The following is an 18279-nucleotide window of genomic DNA, read 5'->3' as shown; positions in this document are numbered from 1 at the left end:
GATTACAGGGAGATACCAGAGAAGGACATGAAGCCCAGCGCCATCAGACCGGCGGTGATGAAGGTGATGCCCAGACCGCGCAGGCCTTCCGGAACATCGGAATACTTCATCTTCTCGCGGATACCTGCCAGCGCAACGATCGCCAGCATCCAGCCTGCCCCTGAACCCACACCGTAGACCACAGACTCCATGAAGTTGTAGTCACGCTGCACCATGAAGGAGACGCCACCGAAGATGGCGCAGTTCACGGTGATGAGCGGCAGGAAGATACCCAGCGCGTTGTAGAGTGCCGGGAAGTACTTGTCCAGCGCCATCTCCAGGATCTGTACCAGTGCTGCAATCACACCGATGAAGGTGATGAAGCTCAGGAAGCTCAGATCCAGACCGGATACCAGAGCGCCATCTTTAAGCACGTAGTTGTAGATCAGGTTGTTGGCAGGAACCGCGATGGTCTGCACCACAATAACGGCAATACCCAGACCCATGGAGGTCTTTACCTTCTTGGACACCGCCAGGAAGGTACACATCCCCAGGAAGAAGGAGAGTGCCAGGTTTTCGATGAAGATCGATTTAATCAACAGACTCAGATAGTGTTCCATACCTTAATCCTTCGCCTCCACCTGCTTGGGATCCTTGGTGCGCACGCCCCAAATGATCAAACCAATGATGAAGAATGCACTCGGCGGCAGCAGCAGCAGGCCGTTGGGCACATACCAGCCACCGTTGTTCACCAGCGGCAGCAGCTCGATGCCGAACCAGGTGCCGGAGCCCAGCAGTTCACGCACGGTCGCGACACTCAGCAGAATGGCGCCATAGCCCAGACCGTTGCCGATACCATCCAGGAAGGAGGGCAGCGGGGCACTCTTCATGGCGTACGCTTCGGCGCGGCCCATTACGATACAGTTGGTGATGATCAGACCCACGAAGACCGACAGTTGCTTGGAGATGTCATAGGCGTACGCCTTGAGCACCTGGTCAACCACGATAACCAGTGAGGCGATGATCGCCATCTGCACGATGATCCGGACGCTGTTCGGGATCTGGTTGCGGATCAGGGAGATGAACAGGTTTGAGAAGGCGGTGACCGCCATGACCGCGAGGGTCATTACAAACGCAGTTTTCATCTGGCTGGTAACCGCCAGTGCAGAACAGACGCCCAGCACCTGCAAGGCGATGGGGTTGTTGCCCAGCACAGGCGTCAACAGCAACTTCTTCATTTCGCTCTTGTCAGCCATTGTTGATTTCTCCTGCACGAACCTTGGCCAGGAAAGGACCGAAGCCCTTGGGACCCATCCAGAAGTCGAAGGTATGCTGTACGCCGTTACCGGTCAGGGTGGCACCGGAGAGACCATCGATCTCGTGCTCGGAGCCCGCCGGAGCATGGCCCTTGATGACGCGCAGCGCCGGCATGCCATTCTGGTCGAACAGTTTCTTGTCCTTGAACAGCGCCTGCCAGGCCGGATTTTCGATCTCGCCACCCAGACCCGGGGTTTCACCGTGGTCATAGTAGGTGATGCCCTTGATGGTCTGGCCATCAGCGGCAACGGCGACGAAGGCATACATGGTCGACCACAGACCCTGACCGTAGATGGGCAGGATGATGCTGTCGATCTTGCCTTCGGCATCCTTGGCGAAGAATACCGGGATCTGCTTGGAGATCTGACGCAGGCTGGCCTTGTCGTCAGCGGCGGCAAGACGGATGCTGCGGGCCGGATCTTTGGCTGCCTGCTTGGTGTCGAAGTTGTCGGCATCGCCGTCAACAAAGTCACCGGTCGCCAGATCCACCAGACGCGCTTCGATCTTCTCGCCATACAGTTTGGCCAGGTCGCGCTTGGCCACTTCGCTTACATCCACACCGGCTACGGCGAGAATGTTGCTCTGCTTGTCCAGCGCCTTGTTTTCCTGCTGGGTAGAACGCAGGCCCACAGCGGCAACGGATACCACGATGGAACAGGCCAGACAGAGGCCGGTGACCACGCTGACGGTGCCGAGGGTTGAATCTTTATTAAACGCCACGAGCAATCCTCCGCTTGATGTTTGCCTGAGCGACGAAGTGGTCAAACAGGGGAGCAAACAGGTTCGCAAACAGAATGGCCAGCATCATGCCTTCCGGGAACGCAGGGTTGACCACGCGAACCAGCACGACCATTACGCCGATCAGGGCGCCGTACCACCACTTGCCTTTGTTGGTAAAGGCTGCGGAGACAGGGTCGGTCGCCATGAAGGCCATACCGAAGGCGAAGCCACCCAGTACCAGATGCCAGTGCCACGGCATGTTGAACATGGGGTTGGTATCGGAACCGATGACGTTGAACAGCAGGGAGGTGGCGATCATACCGATCATCACGCCAGCGATGATGCGCCAGGAGGCGATGCGCATGTAGACGATCATGGCGGCACCCAGCAGGATCATCAGGGTAGAGACTTCACCGATGGAACCCGGCAGGTTACCCAGGAAAGCGTCCATCCAGCTGATAGCTTGGCCGGTTGCACCGTTGATCAGCGCCATCTGGCCGCCTTGGGCCCACTGGCTCAGGGCAGTCGCGCCGGAGAAGCCGTCAACGGCAACCCACACGGCGTCACCGGAGATCTGGCCCGGGTAGGCGAAGAACAGGAACGCACGACCAGCCAGCGCCGGGTTCAGGAAGTTCTTGCCGGTACCACCGAACACCTCTTTGGCCATCACCACACCGAAGGTGATACCCAGCGCAGCTTGCCACAGGGGCAGCTCGGGCGGCACGATCAGGGCAAACAGGATGGAGGTTACGAAGAAGCCTTCGTTGATCTCGTGTTTGCGCACCATGGCGAACAGCACTTCCCAGAAACCACCGACAAAGAAGACGGTGATATAGATTGGGAAGAAGTGGGTGGCGCCAATCAGCATCTTGCTGCCGATACCGGCAACAGCCGGATCGAGGGAGGCGCCCAGCATGGTAGCCAGGGCATATTGCCAGCTGCTGGCACCAGCAGCCGAGCCCATGTGGGCAATGGCGGCAATCGCCTGGTTACCAACGTTGTACATGCCCCAGAACATGGCCGGGAACACGGCCAGCCACACCATGATCATCATGCGCTTCAGATCGAGCGCATCACGAACGTGGGAGGCGTTGCGGGTAACGCTACCCGGGGTGTAGAACAGGGTGTACGCCGCTTCGAACAGGGCATAGTACTTGGCGTACTTTCCACCCGGTTCGAAGTGGTGTTCCATATTTTCAAGAAGTTGCTTGAAACTCATCGCTTAACCTTCCAGTTCAATCTTGGTCAGGCACTCACGCAAGATCGGGCCGTACTCTGTCTTGCCGGGGCAGACAAAGGTACAGAGCGCCAAATCTTCCTCATCCAGCTCCAGGCAGCCCAGTGCTTGCGCACCGTCGGTATCGCCGGAGACCATGTCCCGCAGCAGCAGGGTTGGCAGGATGTCGAGTGGCATCACCCGCTCATAGTTGCCGATAGGCACCATGGAACGGTCACTACCGTTGGTAGTGGTGGTGAAGTTGATCAGCTTGCCCTTCATCAGATGAGAGAGGGTGGTACGGGTGATAGAGAACTTGTTGGCGCTGGGGTTGATCCAGCCCAGGAACTCTTTCTCGCGACCTTCACCCAGCACGCAAACCTGATTGTGGTAGCGGCCCAGGTAGTCGTGAACACCTTCGGCTTTGGCACCACTCAGGATAGAACCGGAGATGATACGGTTTTCGTCGGCACGCAGCTCATTATTGGTGAGCTGACTGATGCAGGCGCCCAGACGGGTACGCAGCAGACGCGGCTTGAGCACGTTCGGGCCAGCCAGTGCGATCACCTTGTCAGTGAAGATCTGACCGGTGGTGAACAGCTTGCCGAATGCGATCACATCCTGATAGTTGATGTGCCACTGCACCTTGGTGCTGCTGACCGGATCCAGGAAGTGGATATGGGTACCCGGAAGACCGGCAGGGTGCGGACCAACGAAGATCTCTTCCTTGACCTGAGCCAGCGGAGAGTGGGGCAGACTGCCTTCGCCTTTACAGACGTAGACTGCGCCGTCGGTCAGGCGGGTCAATACGGCCAGACCATCGAGGAAGGCCTGCGGCTGTTCCTTGATAATCAGCTCGGCATCGGCTGCCAGCGGGTTGGTGTCCATTGCAGTTACAAAGATTGCGCGCGGGGCAGACGCTACCGCGGGGACTTTGCTGAACGGACGGGTACGCAACGCAGTCCACTGACCTGATGCGACCAGGATCTCTTGCACCTTGCTGCGCTCGAGCTTGGCCAGCTCGGCAGAGGCAAAATGCTCAAACGTCACCTGTTCATCGGAACCGTCGAGGTCGATGACCACAGACTGGAGAACACGTTTGGCACCACGGTTGATCTCTGAAACCACACCGGTGGCAGGAGCTGTGAATTTAACGCCCGGATTCTTCTTGTCTTCAAAAAGATCCTGACCTTTGATGACGCGATCACCTACTTTGACGAACATAGTAGGTCGCATCCCCACAAACTCCTCGCCCAGTGTCGCAACACGGGTGATGGCGGGGCCATCGTAGATTACTTGCTCTGGCGCACCCAGCACGGGGATGTCCAGTCCTCTTTTGATTGTAATCATACTTACTTGCACTACCGTTACGGGAGAGGTTGGTTAGCGCCGAGAAATACATCACGACGGGTGGTTGAATGAGTCGACGTTGTGGTTGCGCCAGGTGGGCAGGCTCAACAATTATTCAACATGCAGGCTCACTCAAAAGCGCTTGAGTTTACCACTTAAGGTGCATTTTCTGCCATGCCAAATGGGCAAAATCCCCGTGCCATCACAAAATTAACCTGCAATGAATAAGCCCCTGACACCTTGTAAGTAGTGGTTTTAAAGGTTTTTTTATTTCGATACCTCGATGGGGGTATTTGCCTTTGTCTCCACTATCAGCAAAAAGCCTTGATGCCGAAATATACCCCCTTGGATGTAGCCTTTTCGGGGCCAATGGGGGAAATATGTTTAATTTTTGTTGGCAGGTTATCGAGGGGAATCCTGTGGTACAACCTGTTTCAGGAGAGTGACGGTTTGCCAACGCAGCTCGGGGTGCGCGGGGCGTGGCCTTTTTCCTGCCACTCGGTCTCGGTGTAGGTATGCAACGCCAGTGCATGAACGGCACCGGCCAGCTCGTCGGCCAGCACCGAATTGACCTGACGATGACGGGCCAGCAGCCGCTGCCCTGCAAATTGCTCGCTGACGATCACCACCTTGAAGTGGCTCTCAGATCCCGGTTCCACACGGTGCATGTGGCTCTCGTTGATCACCTCCAGCACGGTGGGGGAGAGGGCGGCGGTCAGCTTGGCTTCAATCAGTTGTTGGATGGTCATCGGATCGGCTTCCAGAGTGAATGTCGGGTCATTCTATCGGCAGTCGCGGGATGGAATAAGTCCCCATAAGAGGGAAATCACCCGTCAGTTGCCCCCTTGATGCGCATCGAACTGGTGAAATTCCTGCTCCTCGCTAGAATAGCGCCACTTTGCGTCGCCCCTGGCGCCTGTATACACGAATCAAGCCGAGGTTGGACTCTTCCTATGCAAACCCTTCTCGACACTCCCCATTGCCAGCTCACGCTCTACCGCTATCCGCGCCAGAGTCAGGAGACCCTGCAAGCCTGGGATGCGGCTGACGAATACCTGATCAACACCCTGGCGGAGTCTCCCCTCGAGCAGGCGGGCCCCGTCATCATCATGAATGACGGTTTTGGCGCGCTGGCAGCCTATCTGCATCCGTACTCCCCCTGCTGCGTCACCGACTCCTACATCAGTGAGCGGGCGACCCAGGCCAATCTGGCCGAAAACGGACTGGATGCAGGCGGGGTTCGCTTGCAGGATGCGCTGGCGCCGCTGCCCGATGCCCCTGCGCTGGTAGTGATCAAGGTCTCCAAATATCAGGCTCTATTGGAGCAGCAACTGCTGGCATTGCGTGCGGTAGTGACACCGGCAACCCGCGTTATCGCTGCCGGCAAGGCGAAGGATATTCATACCTCCACCCTCAAGTTGTTCGAGAAGTATCTGGGGCCTACCCATACCTCGCTGGCCTGGAAGAAGGCGCGCCTCATTCACTGCGAGCCGCAGGCAGAACGTCCCGCGCTGGCCAACCCCTTCCCGACTGTCTGGCCGCTGGAGGGGAGTGGCATGCTCATCCACAACCATGCCAACGTCTTCTCGCGCACCAGTCTCGATATCGGTGCCCGCTTTATGCTGGACAACCTGCCCATCCACAGTGCCCGCAAGGTGATCGATCTGGGCTGTGGTAACGGGGTGCTGGGTCTGTCGCTGCTTGCCAAAGACAGCGAGGTGGAGGTGACCTTTATCGATGAATCCTATATGGCGGTCGCCTCGGCACAGCTCAACGTCGAGCACAATCTGCCCGATGCACTGCCGCGCGCCCGTTTTATGGTCAATAACTGTCTCGACGGGGTGGCGGTCGGCTCGGCGGATCGGATCCTCTGCAACCCTCCTTTCCATCAGCTGCAGGCGATCACCGATCATATCGCCTGGCAGATGTTCAGCGATGCGCACCGGGTGTTGCCTCAAGGGGGTGAACTCTGGATAGTAGGCAACCGTCATCTGGACTATCACAACAAACTCAAGCGCTTGTTTGCCAACGCACAAGTCGTTGCGTCGAACAGCAAATTCGTTATTTTGAAAGCCATCAAACGCTAAAGCCAAAGGAAACCATGATGAAAAAGTCACTCTTGCTGCTGGCCGCCCTGATGCTGGGCGGGTGTGCCACTCATTGGCCGGAGACAGCGCTGCTCAATCCGCAGGTGATCCCCGCCAACCAGCAATACTACTCTGGCAATCGCATCACCATGGAAGGGGTGGACAAGCGTGAGGCTGCCTACGTCTTCTCCATCAAACATAAAGAGAAAGCCCCCGTGCTGGTCAACAGCGAGCGTCCGCTCAACCTGCTGATGGCCGAGCGGCTGGCCGAAGGGCTGCGCAGCCAGGGTCTGGAAGTGGGCAACAGTGGCACCACCAACCTGACGCTGGTGATCTCCAACGCCGCAGTCAATGTGGAAGAGAAGACCTTTACCTATGTCACCAAATCCCGCGTCAGCCTGCAGGTGATCGCCGATTTCCAGGGCAACCGTCTGACCAAGCAGTTCAACATGTCCTCCAGCAAGGAGAGCCCGAGCGAGCCAAGCATGGCCGACCTGGAGTCTACACTGAACCTGCAACTGGGTAGCGTGCTGCAGCAGATCATGGCGGATGATGCGCTGCGCGGTTACCTGAAAGGTCAACCGAACGGTGCAGGGGTCTGATGATGAAAAAACTCTGGTTGCTGGCCATGCTGATCGCTCCGCTGGCGTTCGCGGGCCCGAAAGTCAGAATGGAGACCAACCACGGCAATATCGTGGTGGAGTTGGCGTCCAAGCAGGCGCCCCAGACGGTGAAGAACTTCCTGCGCTACGTGGCTGATGGCAGCTATGACGGCAGTATCTTCCACCGGGTGATCCAGGATTTCGTGGTGCAGGGTGGGGGTTACAACCAGCAGTTCCAGCAGTTGCCGACTTATGAGCCTGTGGTCAACGAGTCGCGTGGCGGTCTGCCCAACAAGCGTGGCTCCATCGCCATGGCTCGCACCCAGGCGGTCGACAGCGCTACTCGCCAGTTCTACTTCAATCTGGTCGACAACAATAACCTCAACGCCGGTGGCTCTGCGGGTTATACCGTGTTCGGTCAGGTGGTTCAGGGGATGGAGGTGCTGGACAAACTGGCTCAGGTACAGACCGGTTACAGCCCCATTCTGCGCGCCAACGATGTGCCGACCAGTCCCATCATTCTGAAGAAGGTGCTCTTGCTGGCAGAAACTCCGGCAGACAAGAAAGTCGACAAGAAAGCGGGCAAGTAACTCTCGCCGGACGCGGTTCGTCACCTCGCCCTCGTCAGGCCACAATACAAGGCTCATCCCGTTCAGGATGGGCCTTTTCTCTATCCGGACTTCTTTTGCCTATCTCTTTGCTCGCCTTGGCTATCTGCCATCAACCTGCCAAAATGACGCACTTTTCCAAAGTCGTCAGGTAGTTGAACATGATCCGCAAACCAAGCTGGAGAGAGTCCCTCGCCGTCTATCTCGAATTTCGGGTGTTTATTCTCTTTGCCATGGGTTTTTCATCGGGTCTGCCGCTGCTGCTGGTGTTCGGTACCCTCTCATTCTGGTTGCGCGAGGCCGATGTCAGCCTGACCGATATCGGCTATATGAGCTGGGTGGCGCTCGCCTATGGATTTAAATGGCTGTGGTCGCCGCTGGTAGATCGCATGCCGCTGCCGTTGCTCTCCGCGCTGCTGGGGCGTCGCCGTAGCTGGATGTTCTTCTCCCAGCTGCTGATTGCCGCCGCGCTGGTAGGCATGGCGTTCTGCGATCCCAAGACCGAGCTGGCTCAGCTGGCGATGTTTGCCCTGCTGGTGGCCTTTGCCTCGGCGACTCAGGATATCGTCATCGACGCCTATCGCATCGAATCCGCCCCCGAGCGGCTACAGGCGGCGATGGCTGCCTCCTACATGACCGGTTACCGGCTGGCGATGATCATGGCGGGCGCCGGTGCGCTGGCGCTGGCAGCCTGGTTTGGCAGCAATAGTGGCTATGACTATCGTGGCTGGCAGATTACCTATCTGGTGATGGCGGGTCTGATGTCACTCGGGGTCATCACCACGCTGTTTTGCCACGAGCCGGATATCGATCTGGCCGAGCAGGGTAAACAACAGGCCGAACGCAAGGCGCAGCTCCTGGAAAAAGGGTGGCCTGCTTTGCTGGCGAGTGCGGGGGCCTGGGCCTATGAGGCCGTCTGGTGTCCGTTCGCCGACTTCTTTCGTCGCTATGGCAGCTCGGCGCTGCTGATCCTGGCTCTGATCGCCTGCTATCGGGTTGCCGATGTGGTGATGGGGGTGATGTCCAACAGCTTCTATGTGGATATGCAGTTCAGCAAGACTGAGGTTGCCACCATTACCAAGGTGTTTGGCGTCATCATGACGCTGGTGGGGGCTGCGCTGGGGGGCGTGCTGGTGATGCGCTTCGGTACGCTGCGCATCCTGTTCTTGGGGGCGCTGCTCACCGCCAGCACCAATCTGCTGTTTGCCCTGCTCAATCAGGTTGGTCACAACCTGGAACTGCTGACGCTGATCATCTCGCTGGATAACCTCAGTGCCGGTATTGCTACCGCGGCCTTCGTGACCTATCTCTCCAGCCTGACCAATGTGGCATTTTCGGCCACTCAGTACGCCCTGTTCAGCTCGGTAATGTTGCTGCTACCCAAGTTGCTGGCCGGTTTTTCCGGACAGGTTGTGGAGCAGATTGGCTACAGTGCCTTCTTTGTCGGAACCAGTTTACTGGGCTTGCCCGTGTTGTTGTTGATTGTGCTTGTCGCCAGAAAAGGGAGTGAGTTGCTCTCAACGGCTGACAAATAGCAAGCGTTTGCGTAGAATCGGGGGTGATTAGATTCACACTTCCGGATAAAGTTCCCGAGAAGTTGTTTCACCCCCAATTTTATTTGATTAGAATCCCTCTCGCTCCTTGTGGGCAGGCTACGGAAAACCTCAACTAACGCACAAGAGACCAATAAAATGGCCAAATTTACCAAGACTCTGATCGCTGCCGGTCTGCTGGCTGCTGCCGCTACCCCGGCCTTCGCTGCTGACTACAGCGGTGATATCCACAAGAATGACTACAAGTGGATGCAGTTCAATATCATGCACACCATCGATCAGAAGCCCCATGGTCCGGATGGTTACAACGATACTTATTTCGAGATGGAGTTTGGTGGTCGTTCAGGCATTTTTGACCTGTATGGTTACGTCGATTACTTCGATATTTTTGACTCCAAGCACAGCGACAAGCACAAGCAAGAAAACCTCTTCATGAAGTTTGCTCCGCGTGTATCTCTGGATGCATTGACTGGCCAAGACCTCTCTTTTGGTCCGGTGCAAGAAGTTTACGTTGCCACCCTGTTTAACATCGGTGGTGTACAAGGCCTGAATGATGCATTTGTAGGTCTGGGTGCTGACGTTATGGTGCCGTGGTTTGGCAAAGTTGGTATGAACCTGTACAAGCGTCATGCTAACGAAACCTTCAGTGGTCAAGGCGAAGGCTGGAACGGCCAACAGTTCTCCATGAACTGGTTCAAACCTTTCTATACCTTCTCCAATGGCAGCTTCGTCTCTTACCAAGGTTATCTGGATTACACCTGGGGCATGAAAGAAACCAGTCATTCTGATGGTCTGGGAACCTTCCACGGTATCTACTGGCATTCCGACCGTTATGCCGTTGGCTACGGTCTGAAGTACTTCAACGAAATCTACGGTATCGACAACTCTGACGCGTTCAAGTCTACCGGTTTCGGCCACTACTTCTCTGTTACCTACAAGTTCTAATAAAGCTTGGGGTACAAAAAACCGGAGCATCTGCTCCGGTTTTTTTATGGCCGCGATTTAGATAGCGTGGCGCGAGTCATCAAGTGCGCCACGGCTGAGTGGATAAATCAGTCGCGGAAGTTCTGGAACTGCATCGGTTGACCCAGTTCGGCGCCACGGACCAGTGCCATGGTCTCTTGCAGATCGTCACGCTTCTTGCCGGTGACACGTACTTCATCACCCTGGATGGCGACCTGTACCTTGATTTTGGAGTCCTTGATCAGCTTGACCAGCTTCTTGGCGATCTCTTTCTCGATCCCCTGCTTGAATTTTACGGTCAGGTGGAAACGCTTGCCGGAGTGAACGGAGTCACCCACTTCCATGGAGCTGTTTTCGATGTTGCGCTTGAGCAGGGCACCGCGCAGGATTTCGACCATCTGCTTGAGCTGGAAATCGGCATCGGCTTCCAGCTTTACCTCTTCCTTGTTCAACTCGAAGCTGGCTTCTACCCCACGAAAATCGAAACGGGTGGCCAGTTCACGATTGGCGTTGTCGACTGCGTTCAACACCTCGTTCATTTTGACTTCAGAGACAATATCGAATGACGGCATAGCCGGAGCTCCTCATGTTGCGTTATCGGGGGGCAAATCTACCAGAAAACGGGCAAATTTGCTGATTTTGATGGGGTTGCTCTGCTAGAATCCCCTGCGCACAGGACGGGTGGACCCGTTAGTGTCCACCAGCGACATCTTCACTTATCCCCGGTAACAGGTTGAGAGGATTGCAACCCTTACCCTGACAGAGTCACACCATGCCAAGCGGATTAAAAAATTCCCGACAGCCCGTTATTCCACCCGTTGCTCCGAAGTGGTCACTGTTGGGTTGTGGCGCCCTCGGCGGCGTTTTTGCCTCCCTGCTGACCCAGAGTGGTCAATCAACCCGTGTCTTGTTGCGCGAACATCATAAGTCCACGCTCCATCCGGGGATCGATTTCACCTCGCTGGAGGGGCATGTCCAGCTGCTCAATATCGAGCGCGGATTTGTCAGCAAACCCGGCAAGATCCAGCGTCTGCTTGTGATGACCAAGGCCAGTCAGGTGATTGCCGCACTGACACGGCTGGTGGGTAAGCTGGATGCCGGCGTGCCGATCGTGCTGCTGCACAACGGGATGGGCATTGCCGAGCAGGTGGTCGAGATGTTCCCGCACAATCCGGTGATTGCCGGTGTCACCAGCCATGGCGCCATGCAGTGCGGCCATTTCGTGTTCCGTCATACTGGCAAGGGTGAAACCTGGCTTGGCCCGATCAACGATGCCGCCAAGGCCCATGCCGCGCTCGCGGACGAGCTGGCGCTGGCACTGGGGCAGGCTGGCTGGGATGAACAGGTATTGGCGCGCCAGTGGCAAAAGCTGGCCATCAACTGTGCCATCAATCCCCTGACGGCCCTCTACAAGCTGAAAAATGGCGAGCTGGCTGGCCCCCGTTTTGCCGATGCCCTGCAGCAGATCTGTGTGGAAGTGGCGGATGTGATGTGTGCCGAAGGAGTTGCGACCACGGCAGAGGAGTTGCAGCGTCGGGTGATGACAGTGGTGGAACTGACCGCTGACAATTACTCCTCCATGCATCAGGATATGGAGCTGGGACGCGAGACCGAGATTGAGGCCATCACCGGCTTCCTGTTGGCCAAGGCTGCCCGGCATGGCATTGCCGTACCGGTCAATCAGGGTCTCTATCAGGCGATTAAAGAGAAGAGTCAGGCTGTCTGATCTTTTACATGACAGAGCAAGCTGCAAGGAGGCGAACGTGAGTGTACTGGTGCTGGTGGCCCCCGGGTCGGAAGAGATAGAGACGGTTGCGATTGTCGATACCCTGGTGCGTGCCAGCATCGAGGTGGTGCTGGCCTCTTGTTGTCCAGCCGGATCCCGTCAGGTGAAGGCATCGCGCGGGGTACAGCTGGTGGCTGATTGTCATATCGACGAGCTGACCCGTCGGGACTTTGAAGCCATCGTGGTGCCCGGCGGTTTGCCCGGCAGCGAAGTGATCCGCGATACCCCGCTGGCCATCGATCTGCTCAAAGAGCAGGCCGCTCTTGGCCGCTGGCGCGCTGCCATCTGCGCCGCCCCTGTGGTGGTCTTGCAACATCACGCTCTGCTGGATGGTGCCATTGTCACCTGTCATCCCGGCTTTCAGTCCCGACTACCGGCATCGCAGCTGTCACATGAGCGGGTAGTCAGAGATGAGGCTCATCGCCTTATCACCAGCCAGGGGCCGGGCAGCGCCATCGAGTTTGCGCTCGAACTGGTTCGGGGGCTGTGCGGGGATGAGGTAGCGGCCACTGTCGCTGACCCTATGGTGCTGCCTTGAGCGCACTCTGTTGCTGAATCCAGCTGGCCATGCTTTGAAAACGGGCCCCGGTCATCTTGATCGGGGCCCGTTTGTTATCTGCTGTTGTCGGTCACGCCATCTTGTCCGGCTCAGTAGTCGTACTGTTTGCACTTCTTCTTGCGAAACTCTTCACGCCAGCGTGACAACTCTTGCTTTGTGCCGAGTGTGTCCCCTTTCTTGATGGCCTGTTCCAGTATCTCAATCCGGTCGTACAGCCAGCGGCACTCTGCCGTCGGGTTGTTCTTGCCGATGCCGGTCAACGGTAGCAAACAGAGTCCCAGCCAAAGATATTTCATCCCGAACGCTCCTTGTCATTGTGGTAGTAAAGGTCTCCTTAGAGTCTACTATTTTAGCCGCAACGAGAGAGATAGAGCTGCGGTTATCCTTGGGGTAAGATGGTGCCATGTCTGTTTATTTATACAGTGGTATGCGCAAGATCATCCATATCGACATGGACTGCTTTTTTGCCGCGGTGGAGATGCGGGACAATCCGGCGTTGCGGGAGGTGCCGCTCGCCATCGGTGGGGCCTCCGAGCGGCGCGGCGTCATCTCGACCTGCAACTATGTGGCGCGCCGGTTCGGGGTGCGCTCTGCCATGCCGAGCGCCCTGGCGAAAAAACTCTGCCCGCCGCTGGTACTGATCCCTGGGCGAATGGCGGTGTACAAGGATATCTCTCGTCAGCTCAGAGCCATTTTCCTCCGCTATACCGATCAGGTTGAACCGCTGTCGCTGGACGAGGCTTACCTCGACGTGACCCACAGCCGCTGTTGTGGCGGCAGCGCCACCCTGATGGCGCAAGAGATCCGGCAAGCCATCGTCACCGAACTGGGATTGACCGCCTCGGCCGGAGTGGCCCCCAACAAGTTTCTCGCCAAGCTCGCTTCGGAGCAGCGCAAGCCTGATGGTCTGTTTATCATTCGTCCCGACGAAGTGGCCGAATTTGTCTGCCAGTTGCCCCTCGGCAAACTGCCCGGGGTGGGGCGCAAGACCGCCGAGCGGCTGGAGGCCCAGGGGCTCTACACCTGTGAGGATGCGCGGGCCTTGTCGGCACAAGAGCTGTGCAGTCGTTTTGGCAAGCTGGGGGAGATGTTGACGACCCGGATCTGGGGGCTGGATGAACAGCCGGTGCAGGCGCACCGGATCCGCAAAACCATCGGGGTGGAGACCACCTTGGCGAGCGATGTTTGTGACGAAGCCGCCTGCCTGACGGTATTGCAGCAACTGCTGCCGGAGCTGGAGCGGCGATTTCAGCTGGCGTGCCCTGCCGAGCAGGTGATGGGGCAGGGAATCAAGCTCAAGTTTGCCGATTTCCACCAGACCACCGTCTATCGCAGTCAGGGTGGCTATCAGCCAGCCTTGTTCGTTCCCCTGCTCAAAGAGGGGCTACAGCGGGCGCAAGGGCGTTCGGTTCGCCTGCTGGGCTTGGTGGTGGGTTTGCCAAAAGAGGGTGAAGTTAATCAACTCTCGCTGGATTTGCTGTGAGAGAGTTAAGTTTTTGTTTATAAAGTCGATAATCTATCCATATCTGTATGACGTAGGAATATTGGCATGAGCGCTCTTTCTGTCCAGGGTCGGATTACCCTGATCGCCGGTTGCTGTCTGTTGGTGACAGCCGCCGCTCTGGTTGCCTCTTCGATTTACAACGCGAACAAGATGCAACAGCAGGTGCGGCAAGCCACCATGCATGAGGCGCAGCAGTCTGCCGAAAACTGGATGAAGGCGATGGGCTCGGAGCAGGCGGCCAAGGTGACCAGTTATCTCGATGAGGCCTATTTCCGCGCCAGTTTGCTGGCGGAGAGCGTGTTGTTCCAGCGCAAGAATGCGGCCGAGAACTTTGTCCATTCGGAGGCGCTGCGCAGCGCCGTCAATCAGCAATTGCACGATGCCGTTGCCTCATCGACCAATCTGCTTGGTGTCTATGCGGTGTTCGAGCCTGACCAGCTGGATGGGGAAGACAGCAACTATCAGGGCTCAACGGCGCTGGGTTCCAACGACAAGGGGCGTTTTTCCAGTTACTGGGCCTACGACAACGGCAAGATAGAGCCGGAAGTGCAGAATGAGGATGTACTGGCCGATGAGAGCCCGACCGAGGCTGGTGGAATCGAAAATGAGTGGTATCGCTGCAGCATTCGCACCCGTGCCCTCTGCCTGCTGGAGCCCTATCTGGACGATGTGGGCGATAAACAGATATTGATGACCTCGGTGACGGTCCCGCTCCTGGAGCAGGAGACCTTGCTGGGGATGGTCGGGGTCGATATCTCGCTGGCCACTTTGCAGAGTCTGGTCAGCACCATGGACAAGGAGCTCTATGAGGGCAAGGGCAGAATCTTGCTGGTCAGTCACGAAGGGCGCGTGGCGGGAGCCGATGAGTTCGATGTGACCATGGGGCGCGGGCTGGATCAGAAGTATCAGGGGCTGGCCAGCGAGCTGAAAGGCTGGCTCAGTCAGGGTCAGGAGCTGACTCGCTGGAGCAGCGACGGCGCCCTGTTGCAGACCTTTGTCCCGGTATCCATGCGTGGCACCGACCGTAAATGGGGCATCTACATTGAATTGCCACGGGCCGTAGTGCTGGCCTCGGCCCAGCAACTGCAAGATGAGCTGGCCAGTGAAGCCAATCGCAGCGTGGTCTCGCAGCTGTCAATCGGGGTGCTGATCTCGCTGGTGGCCCTGAGTTTTATCTGGTTGATGGCGCGCCAGATTGTGGCGCCCATCCGCGCCGTGGTTGCCCGCCTCAAGGATATCGCCAGCGGTGAGGGGGATTTGACCCAGCGTATCGAGATCCAGCGGCAAGACGAGATCGGCGAACTGGCCAAGTGGTTCAACAGCTTCCTCAACAAGTTGCAATCCACCATCAGTCAGGTGATTGATACTGTCTCCGGTACGCGTAACAGTGCCGAGCGAGCCGCGCAGGTGGCCGAGCGCACCAGCAGCGGCATGCAGGCCCAGTATCAGGAGATCGATCTGGTGGCGACGGCATTTGAAGAGCTGAGCGCCACGGCGTTGCAGGTCTCCGGTAATGCCGGCTCGGCGGTGGCGGCAGCCAACACCACTGATGCCGCGGCGCAAGAGGGCAAATATGTCGTTGCCGACACCCAGGAGGCGATGCGCAAGCTGATGACCATCATCAACGATGCCCAGCCGGTGGTGGAGCGACTCTCCGCCAACAGCGACAACATCAATGACATCCTCATCGTGATCCAGGGGATTGCCGAGCAGACCAACTTGCTGGCGCTGAATGCGGCTATTGAAGCGGCGCGGGCCGGTGAGCAGGGCCGTGGCTTTGCCGTGGTGGCCGATGAGGTGCGCAATCTGGCGGGTCGTACCCAGAATGCCATCGTCGAGATCCAGACCCTGATCAGCCAACTGCAATCCGGTACCGGCGCCGTGGTCAAGGCGATCCGCGATGGTCATGGTCAGGCTGACGAGACCCTCGTCAAGGTGGATCTCTCGGTGCAGGTGCTGGAGCAGATTATCCAGTCGGTCTCCACCATCCATCAGATGAACGAGCAGATTGCCCGGGCGGCACAGGAGCAGAGCCGGGTGGCGGACGAGATCAACCGCAACGTCAGCAACATTCGTGATGTGAGCCATACCATCCGGGCCGAGGCGGCGACATCCGCCGAAAATGGTCGCGAGCTATCTGCGCTGGCGGATAAACAGCAGCAGCTGGTGGGGCAGTTCAAGGTATAGAAGGGATGAAAAAAGGCGCCATCCAGCTGGAGGCGCCAAACACATTCAGATGACAGACTGGGTCAAACCGGTGAGATTTGAGCCCCTCTTCCCGCAGAGGAAGAAACACAACACCACAATCACAGTCGAAAGGCTCACTAAAAACACATGTAAACCAACACGTAGTAGAAAATGTGAGCCATATGACGACTGATTGCTGGGCGAATTATGTTTATTCACTGGTCGACCCGCAACCGACAAATTATAATGCGCCCCATTAGAAAAACTCATCGTCGGCTGGTGTCATGTCTCGTCGTTTACCCCCGCTCAATGCCCTCAAGGCGTTTGAAGCTGCGGCTCGTCACTTAAGCTTTACCCGCGCAGCAGAAGAGTTGTTTGTGACTCAGGCTGCCATCAGTCACCAGATCAAGGCGCTGGAGGAGTATCTTGGCATCAAGCTGTTCCGTCGCAAAAATCGCTCCTTGTTGCTGACCGAAGAGGGGCAGGGTTATTTCCTGGATATCAAGGACATCTTTGCCTCCATCTCAGAGGCGACCGACAAGCTGCTGGCCCGCAGTGCCAAGGGGGCATTGACTGTCAGTTTGCAGCCGAGTTTCGCCATCCAGTGGTTGGTGCCGCGGTTGGTCAAATTCAGCGAGCGTCATCCTGATATCGATGTACGGATCAAGGCGGTCGACCTTGACGAAGGGTCGCTCACCGACGATGTGGATGTCGCCATCTACTACGGGCGCGGAAACTGGCCGGGTCTGCGCTCGGACAAGCTGCATACCGAATACCTGATCCCGGTCTGCTCCCCCTTGCTGCTGACCGGGCCCAAACCGCTGCGTACGCCGCAAGACTTGACTCTTCATACCCTGCTGCACGATACCTCCCGTCGCGACTGGAAGGCTTGGTTCCGCCAGCTCGATATCGATGCACCCAACGTCAATCAGGGGCCCATCTTTAGCCACTCCACCATGGTGATCCAGGCGGCGATCCACGGCCAGGGGGTGGCGCTTGGCCACAGCGTGCTGGCACAACCCGAGATTGAGGCCGGCCGCCTTATCTGCCCGTTCGAGCAGGTGCTGGTGAGCAAAAATGCTTTCTATCTGGTGTGCCAGGAACAACAGTCGGATCAGGGCAAGATCGTGGCCTTCCGTGACTGGATGCTGGAGCTGGTGGAGCAGGAAGAGGCGCGTCGCAGGGCAAGGCTCGCCGATGCCTGATGTGATCCGCGAGGGGGCAATTGATGCCCCCGTTCGCATTTTGCTGGCCCACGGGGCAGGTGCGGGGATGGATCATGTTTTTCTTGCCGAGTTGTCACGCCTGCTGGCTGGCCCCGACATCGAAGTGGTGCGTTTCAACTTTCCCTACATGACAAGGCGTGCACAGGATGGCAAGCGCCGCCCGCCGGACAGAGCACCTGTGCTGCTAGCCCATTGGCGCGACATGATCCGCGAGTTTGCCCATCCACGGCTGTTTCTGGCAGGCAAGTCGATGGGCGGGCGGACGGTGGCGGAACTGTATAGCGAAGGCGAGGGTGAGATGAATGCTGCAGGATTGCTCATTCTCGGGTATCCTTTCCACCCTCCGGCCAAGCCCGACAGCTGGCGAGGCGAGGTACTCAAGCATATTGCTGTGCCAACTCTGCTGTTGCAGGGGGAGCGCGATACCTTAGGTAGTCGCGCCGAACTGGTCGATTTCCCCTTCTCACCCGCCGTATCGGTCCATTGGTTGACCGATGGTGATCATGGTTTCAAACCGCGTAAAGCCAGTGGCGTGAGTGAGCAGGATAATATGCAGCATGCAGCGGCGGCCATCAGCCATTTTGTGGCCCGGCATGGATAGCACGAGAGGGTTGGCTTTATT

The 18279-nt window shown here is 57.4% G+C and carries 19 protein-coding genes; 11 read left to right on the top strand and 8 right to left on the bottom strand.

Features of this window, described 5'->3' with window-relative positions; translation table 11 throughout:
• Positions 1 to 2 precede the first annotated feature (2 nt).
• The 6 genes from nqrE to OKC43_RS10465 all read right to left on the bottom strand — a co-directional run bounded on the left by nqrE (position 3) and on the right by OKC43_RS10465 (position 5331).
• Positions 3 to 599 (bottom strand): NADH:ubiquinone reductase (Na(+)-transporting) subunit E, encoded by a 597-nt coding sequence (gene nqrE / locus OKC43_RS10490; protein ID WP_005338645.1) that lies wholly within the window; start codon positions 597 to 599, stop codon positions 3 to 5.
• A gap of 3 nt (positions 600 to 602) precedes the next feature.
• Positions 603 to 1235: an NADH:ubiquinone reductase (Na(+)-transporting) subunit D gene (locus OKC43_RS10485; protein ID WP_005338644.1), complete on the bottom strand. Its 633-nt coding sequence runs from the start codon at positions 1233 to 1235 to the stop codon at positions 603 to 605.
• Complete coding sequence (locus tag OKC43_RS10480; protein WP_005338643.1) at positions 1228 to 2016, bottom strand: Na(+)-translocating NADH-quinone reductase subunit C; 789 nt, start codon at positions 2014 to 2016, stop codon at positions 1228 to 1230. The genes OKC43_RS10485 and OKC43_RS10480 overlap by 8 nt, the downstream gene beginning before the upstream one ends.
• Positions 2006 to 3235 (bottom strand): NADH:ubiquinone reductase (Na(+)-transporting) subunit B, encoded by a 1230-nt coding sequence (locus OKC43_RS10475; RefSeq protein WP_005338642.1) that lies wholly within the window; start codon positions 3233 to 3235, stop codon positions 2006 to 2008. The genes OKC43_RS10480 and OKC43_RS10475 overlap by 11 nt, the downstream gene beginning before the upstream one ends.
• A gap of 3 nt (positions 3236 to 3238) precedes the next feature.
• Positions 3239 to 4582, bottom strand: a complete 1344-nt coding sequence (locus OKC43_RS10470; protein ID WP_005349684.1) for a Na(+)-translocating NADH-quinone reductase subunit A — start codon at positions 4580 to 4582, stop codon at positions 3239 to 3241.
• Positions 4583 to 5016: 434 nt separating this feature from the next.
• Positions 5017 to 5331, bottom strand: coding sequence for a BolA family protein (locus OKC43_RS10465; RefSeq protein ID WP_042053239.1), 315 nt, complete (start codon positions 5329 to 5331; stop codon positions 5017 to 5019).
• A 204-nt stretch (positions 5332 to 5535) separates the two neighbouring features.
• Here OKC43_RS10465 and OKC43_RS10460 point away from each other — a divergent pair, with 204 nt between their 5' ends.
• The 5 genes from OKC43_RS10460 to OKC43_RS10440 all read left to right on the top strand — a co-directional run bounded on the left by OKC43_RS10460 (position 5536) and on the right by OKC43_RS10440 (position 10377).
• Positions 5536 to 6669 (top strand): methyltransferase, encoded by a 1134-nt coding sequence (locus OKC43_RS10460; RefSeq protein WP_236271858.1) that lies wholly within the window; start codon positions 5536 to 5538, stop codon positions 6667 to 6669.
• A gap of 17 nt (positions 6670 to 6686) precedes the next feature.
• Positions 6687 to 7271, top strand: coding sequence for a YajG family lipoprotein (locus OKC43_RS10455; RefSeq protein WP_005349692.1), 585 nt, complete (start codon positions 6687 to 6689; stop codon positions 7269 to 7271).
• Between the two features lie 2 nt (positions 7272 to 7273).
• Complete coding sequence (locus OKC43_RS10450; RefSeq protein ID WP_236271897.1) at positions 7274 to 7861, top strand: peptidylprolyl isomerase; 588 nt, start codon at positions 7274 to 7276, stop codon at positions 7859 to 7861.
• Positions 7862 to 8034: 173 nt separating this feature from the next.
• Positions 8035 to 9414, top strand: a complete 1380-nt coding sequence (locus OKC43_RS10445) for an AmpG family muropeptide MFS transporter (protein ID WP_236271859.1) — start codon at positions 8035 to 8037, stop codon at positions 9412 to 9414.
• A 156-nt stretch (positions 9415 to 9570) separates the two neighbouring features.
• Positions 9571 to 10377, top strand: coding sequence for a nucleoside-specific channel-forming Tsx family protein (locus OKC43_RS10440; protein ID WP_005349699.1), 807 nt, complete (start codon positions 9571 to 9573; stop codon positions 10375 to 10377).
• Positions 10378 to 10484: 107 nt separating this feature from the next.
• Here the strand turns inward: OKC43_RS10440 and OKC43_RS10435 are convergent, their stop codons facing one another.
• Entirely contained in the window at positions 10485 to 10967 is a 483-nt protein-coding gene (locus tag OKC43_RS10435; protein ID WP_005338634.1) for a YajQ family cyclic di-GMP-binding protein, read from the bottom strand.
• 200 nt (positions 10968 to 11167) lie between these two features.
• Between OKC43_RS10435 and OKC43_RS10430 the strand changes: the two genes are divergently transcribed.
• Both OKC43_RS10430 and OKC43_RS10425 read left to right on the top strand, forming a co-directional pair.
• On the top strand, positions 11168 to 12121 hold the full coding sequence (locus OKC43_RS10430; RefSeq protein WP_236271860.1) for a ketopantoate reductase family protein: 954 nt from the start codon (positions 11168 to 11170) through the stop codon (positions 12119 to 12121).
• Between the two features lie 37 nt (positions 12122 to 12158).
• A complete protein-coding gene (locus tag OKC43_RS10425) occupies positions 12159 to 12719 on the top strand; it encodes a DJ-1 family glyoxalase III (protein ID WP_236271861.1) in 561 nt (186 codons plus the stop codon).
• 110 nt (positions 12720 to 12829) lie between these two features.
• Here OKC43_RS10425 and OKC43_RS10420 read toward each other — a convergent pair whose 3' ends face one another.
• Positions 12830 to 13036 (bottom strand): hypothetical protein, encoded by a 207-nt coding sequence (locus OKC43_RS10420; RefSeq protein WP_021230317.1) that lies wholly within the window; start codon positions 13034 to 13036, stop codon positions 12830 to 12832.
• Positions 13037 to 13167: 131 nt separating this feature from the next.
• On the opposite strand from OKC43_RS10420, the gene dinB reads away from it, so the two are divergent.
• The 4 genes from dinB (at position 13168) to OKC43_RS10400 (ending at position 18258) form a co-directional block, all read left to right on the top strand.
• On the top strand, positions 13168 to 14223 hold the full coding sequence (dinB, locus tag OKC43_RS10415; RefSeq protein ID WP_236271898.1) for a DNA polymerase IV: 1056 nt from the start codon (positions 13168 to 13170) through the stop codon (positions 14221 to 14223).
• A gap of 66 nt (positions 14224 to 14289) precedes the next feature.
• The gene (locus OKC43_RS10410) at positions 14290 to 16431 is read left to right on the top strand and encodes a methyl-accepting chemotaxis protein (RefSeq protein WP_236271862.1); all 2142 of its coding nucleotides are present in this window, start codon (positions 14290 to 14292) and stop codon (positions 16429 to 16431) included.
• A gap of 284 nt (positions 16432 to 16715) precedes the next feature.
• Complete coding sequence (locus tag OKC43_RS10405; RefSeq protein WP_005338622.1) at positions 16716 to 17636, top strand: transcriptional regulator GcvA; 921 nt, start codon at positions 16716 to 16718, stop codon at positions 17634 to 17636.
• The gene (locus tag OKC43_RS10400; protein WP_236271863.1) at positions 17629 to 18258 is read left to right on the top strand and encodes an alpha/beta family hydrolase; all 630 of its coding nucleotides are present in this window, start codon (positions 17629 to 17631) and stop codon (positions 18256 to 18258) included. Before OKC43_RS10405 ends, OKC43_RS10400 begins: the two co-directional genes overlap by 8 nt.
• Positions 18259 to 18279: the final 21 nt, after the last annotated feature.

Source organism: Aeromonas sp. Y289-2 (assembly GCF_027705925.1).
GTDB classification, from domain to species: Bacteria; Pseudomonadota; Gammaproteobacteria; order Enterobacterales; family Aeromonadaceae; genus Aeromonas; species Aeromonas veronii.
This window is presented reverse-complemented; position numbering and strand designations above follow the sequence as displayed.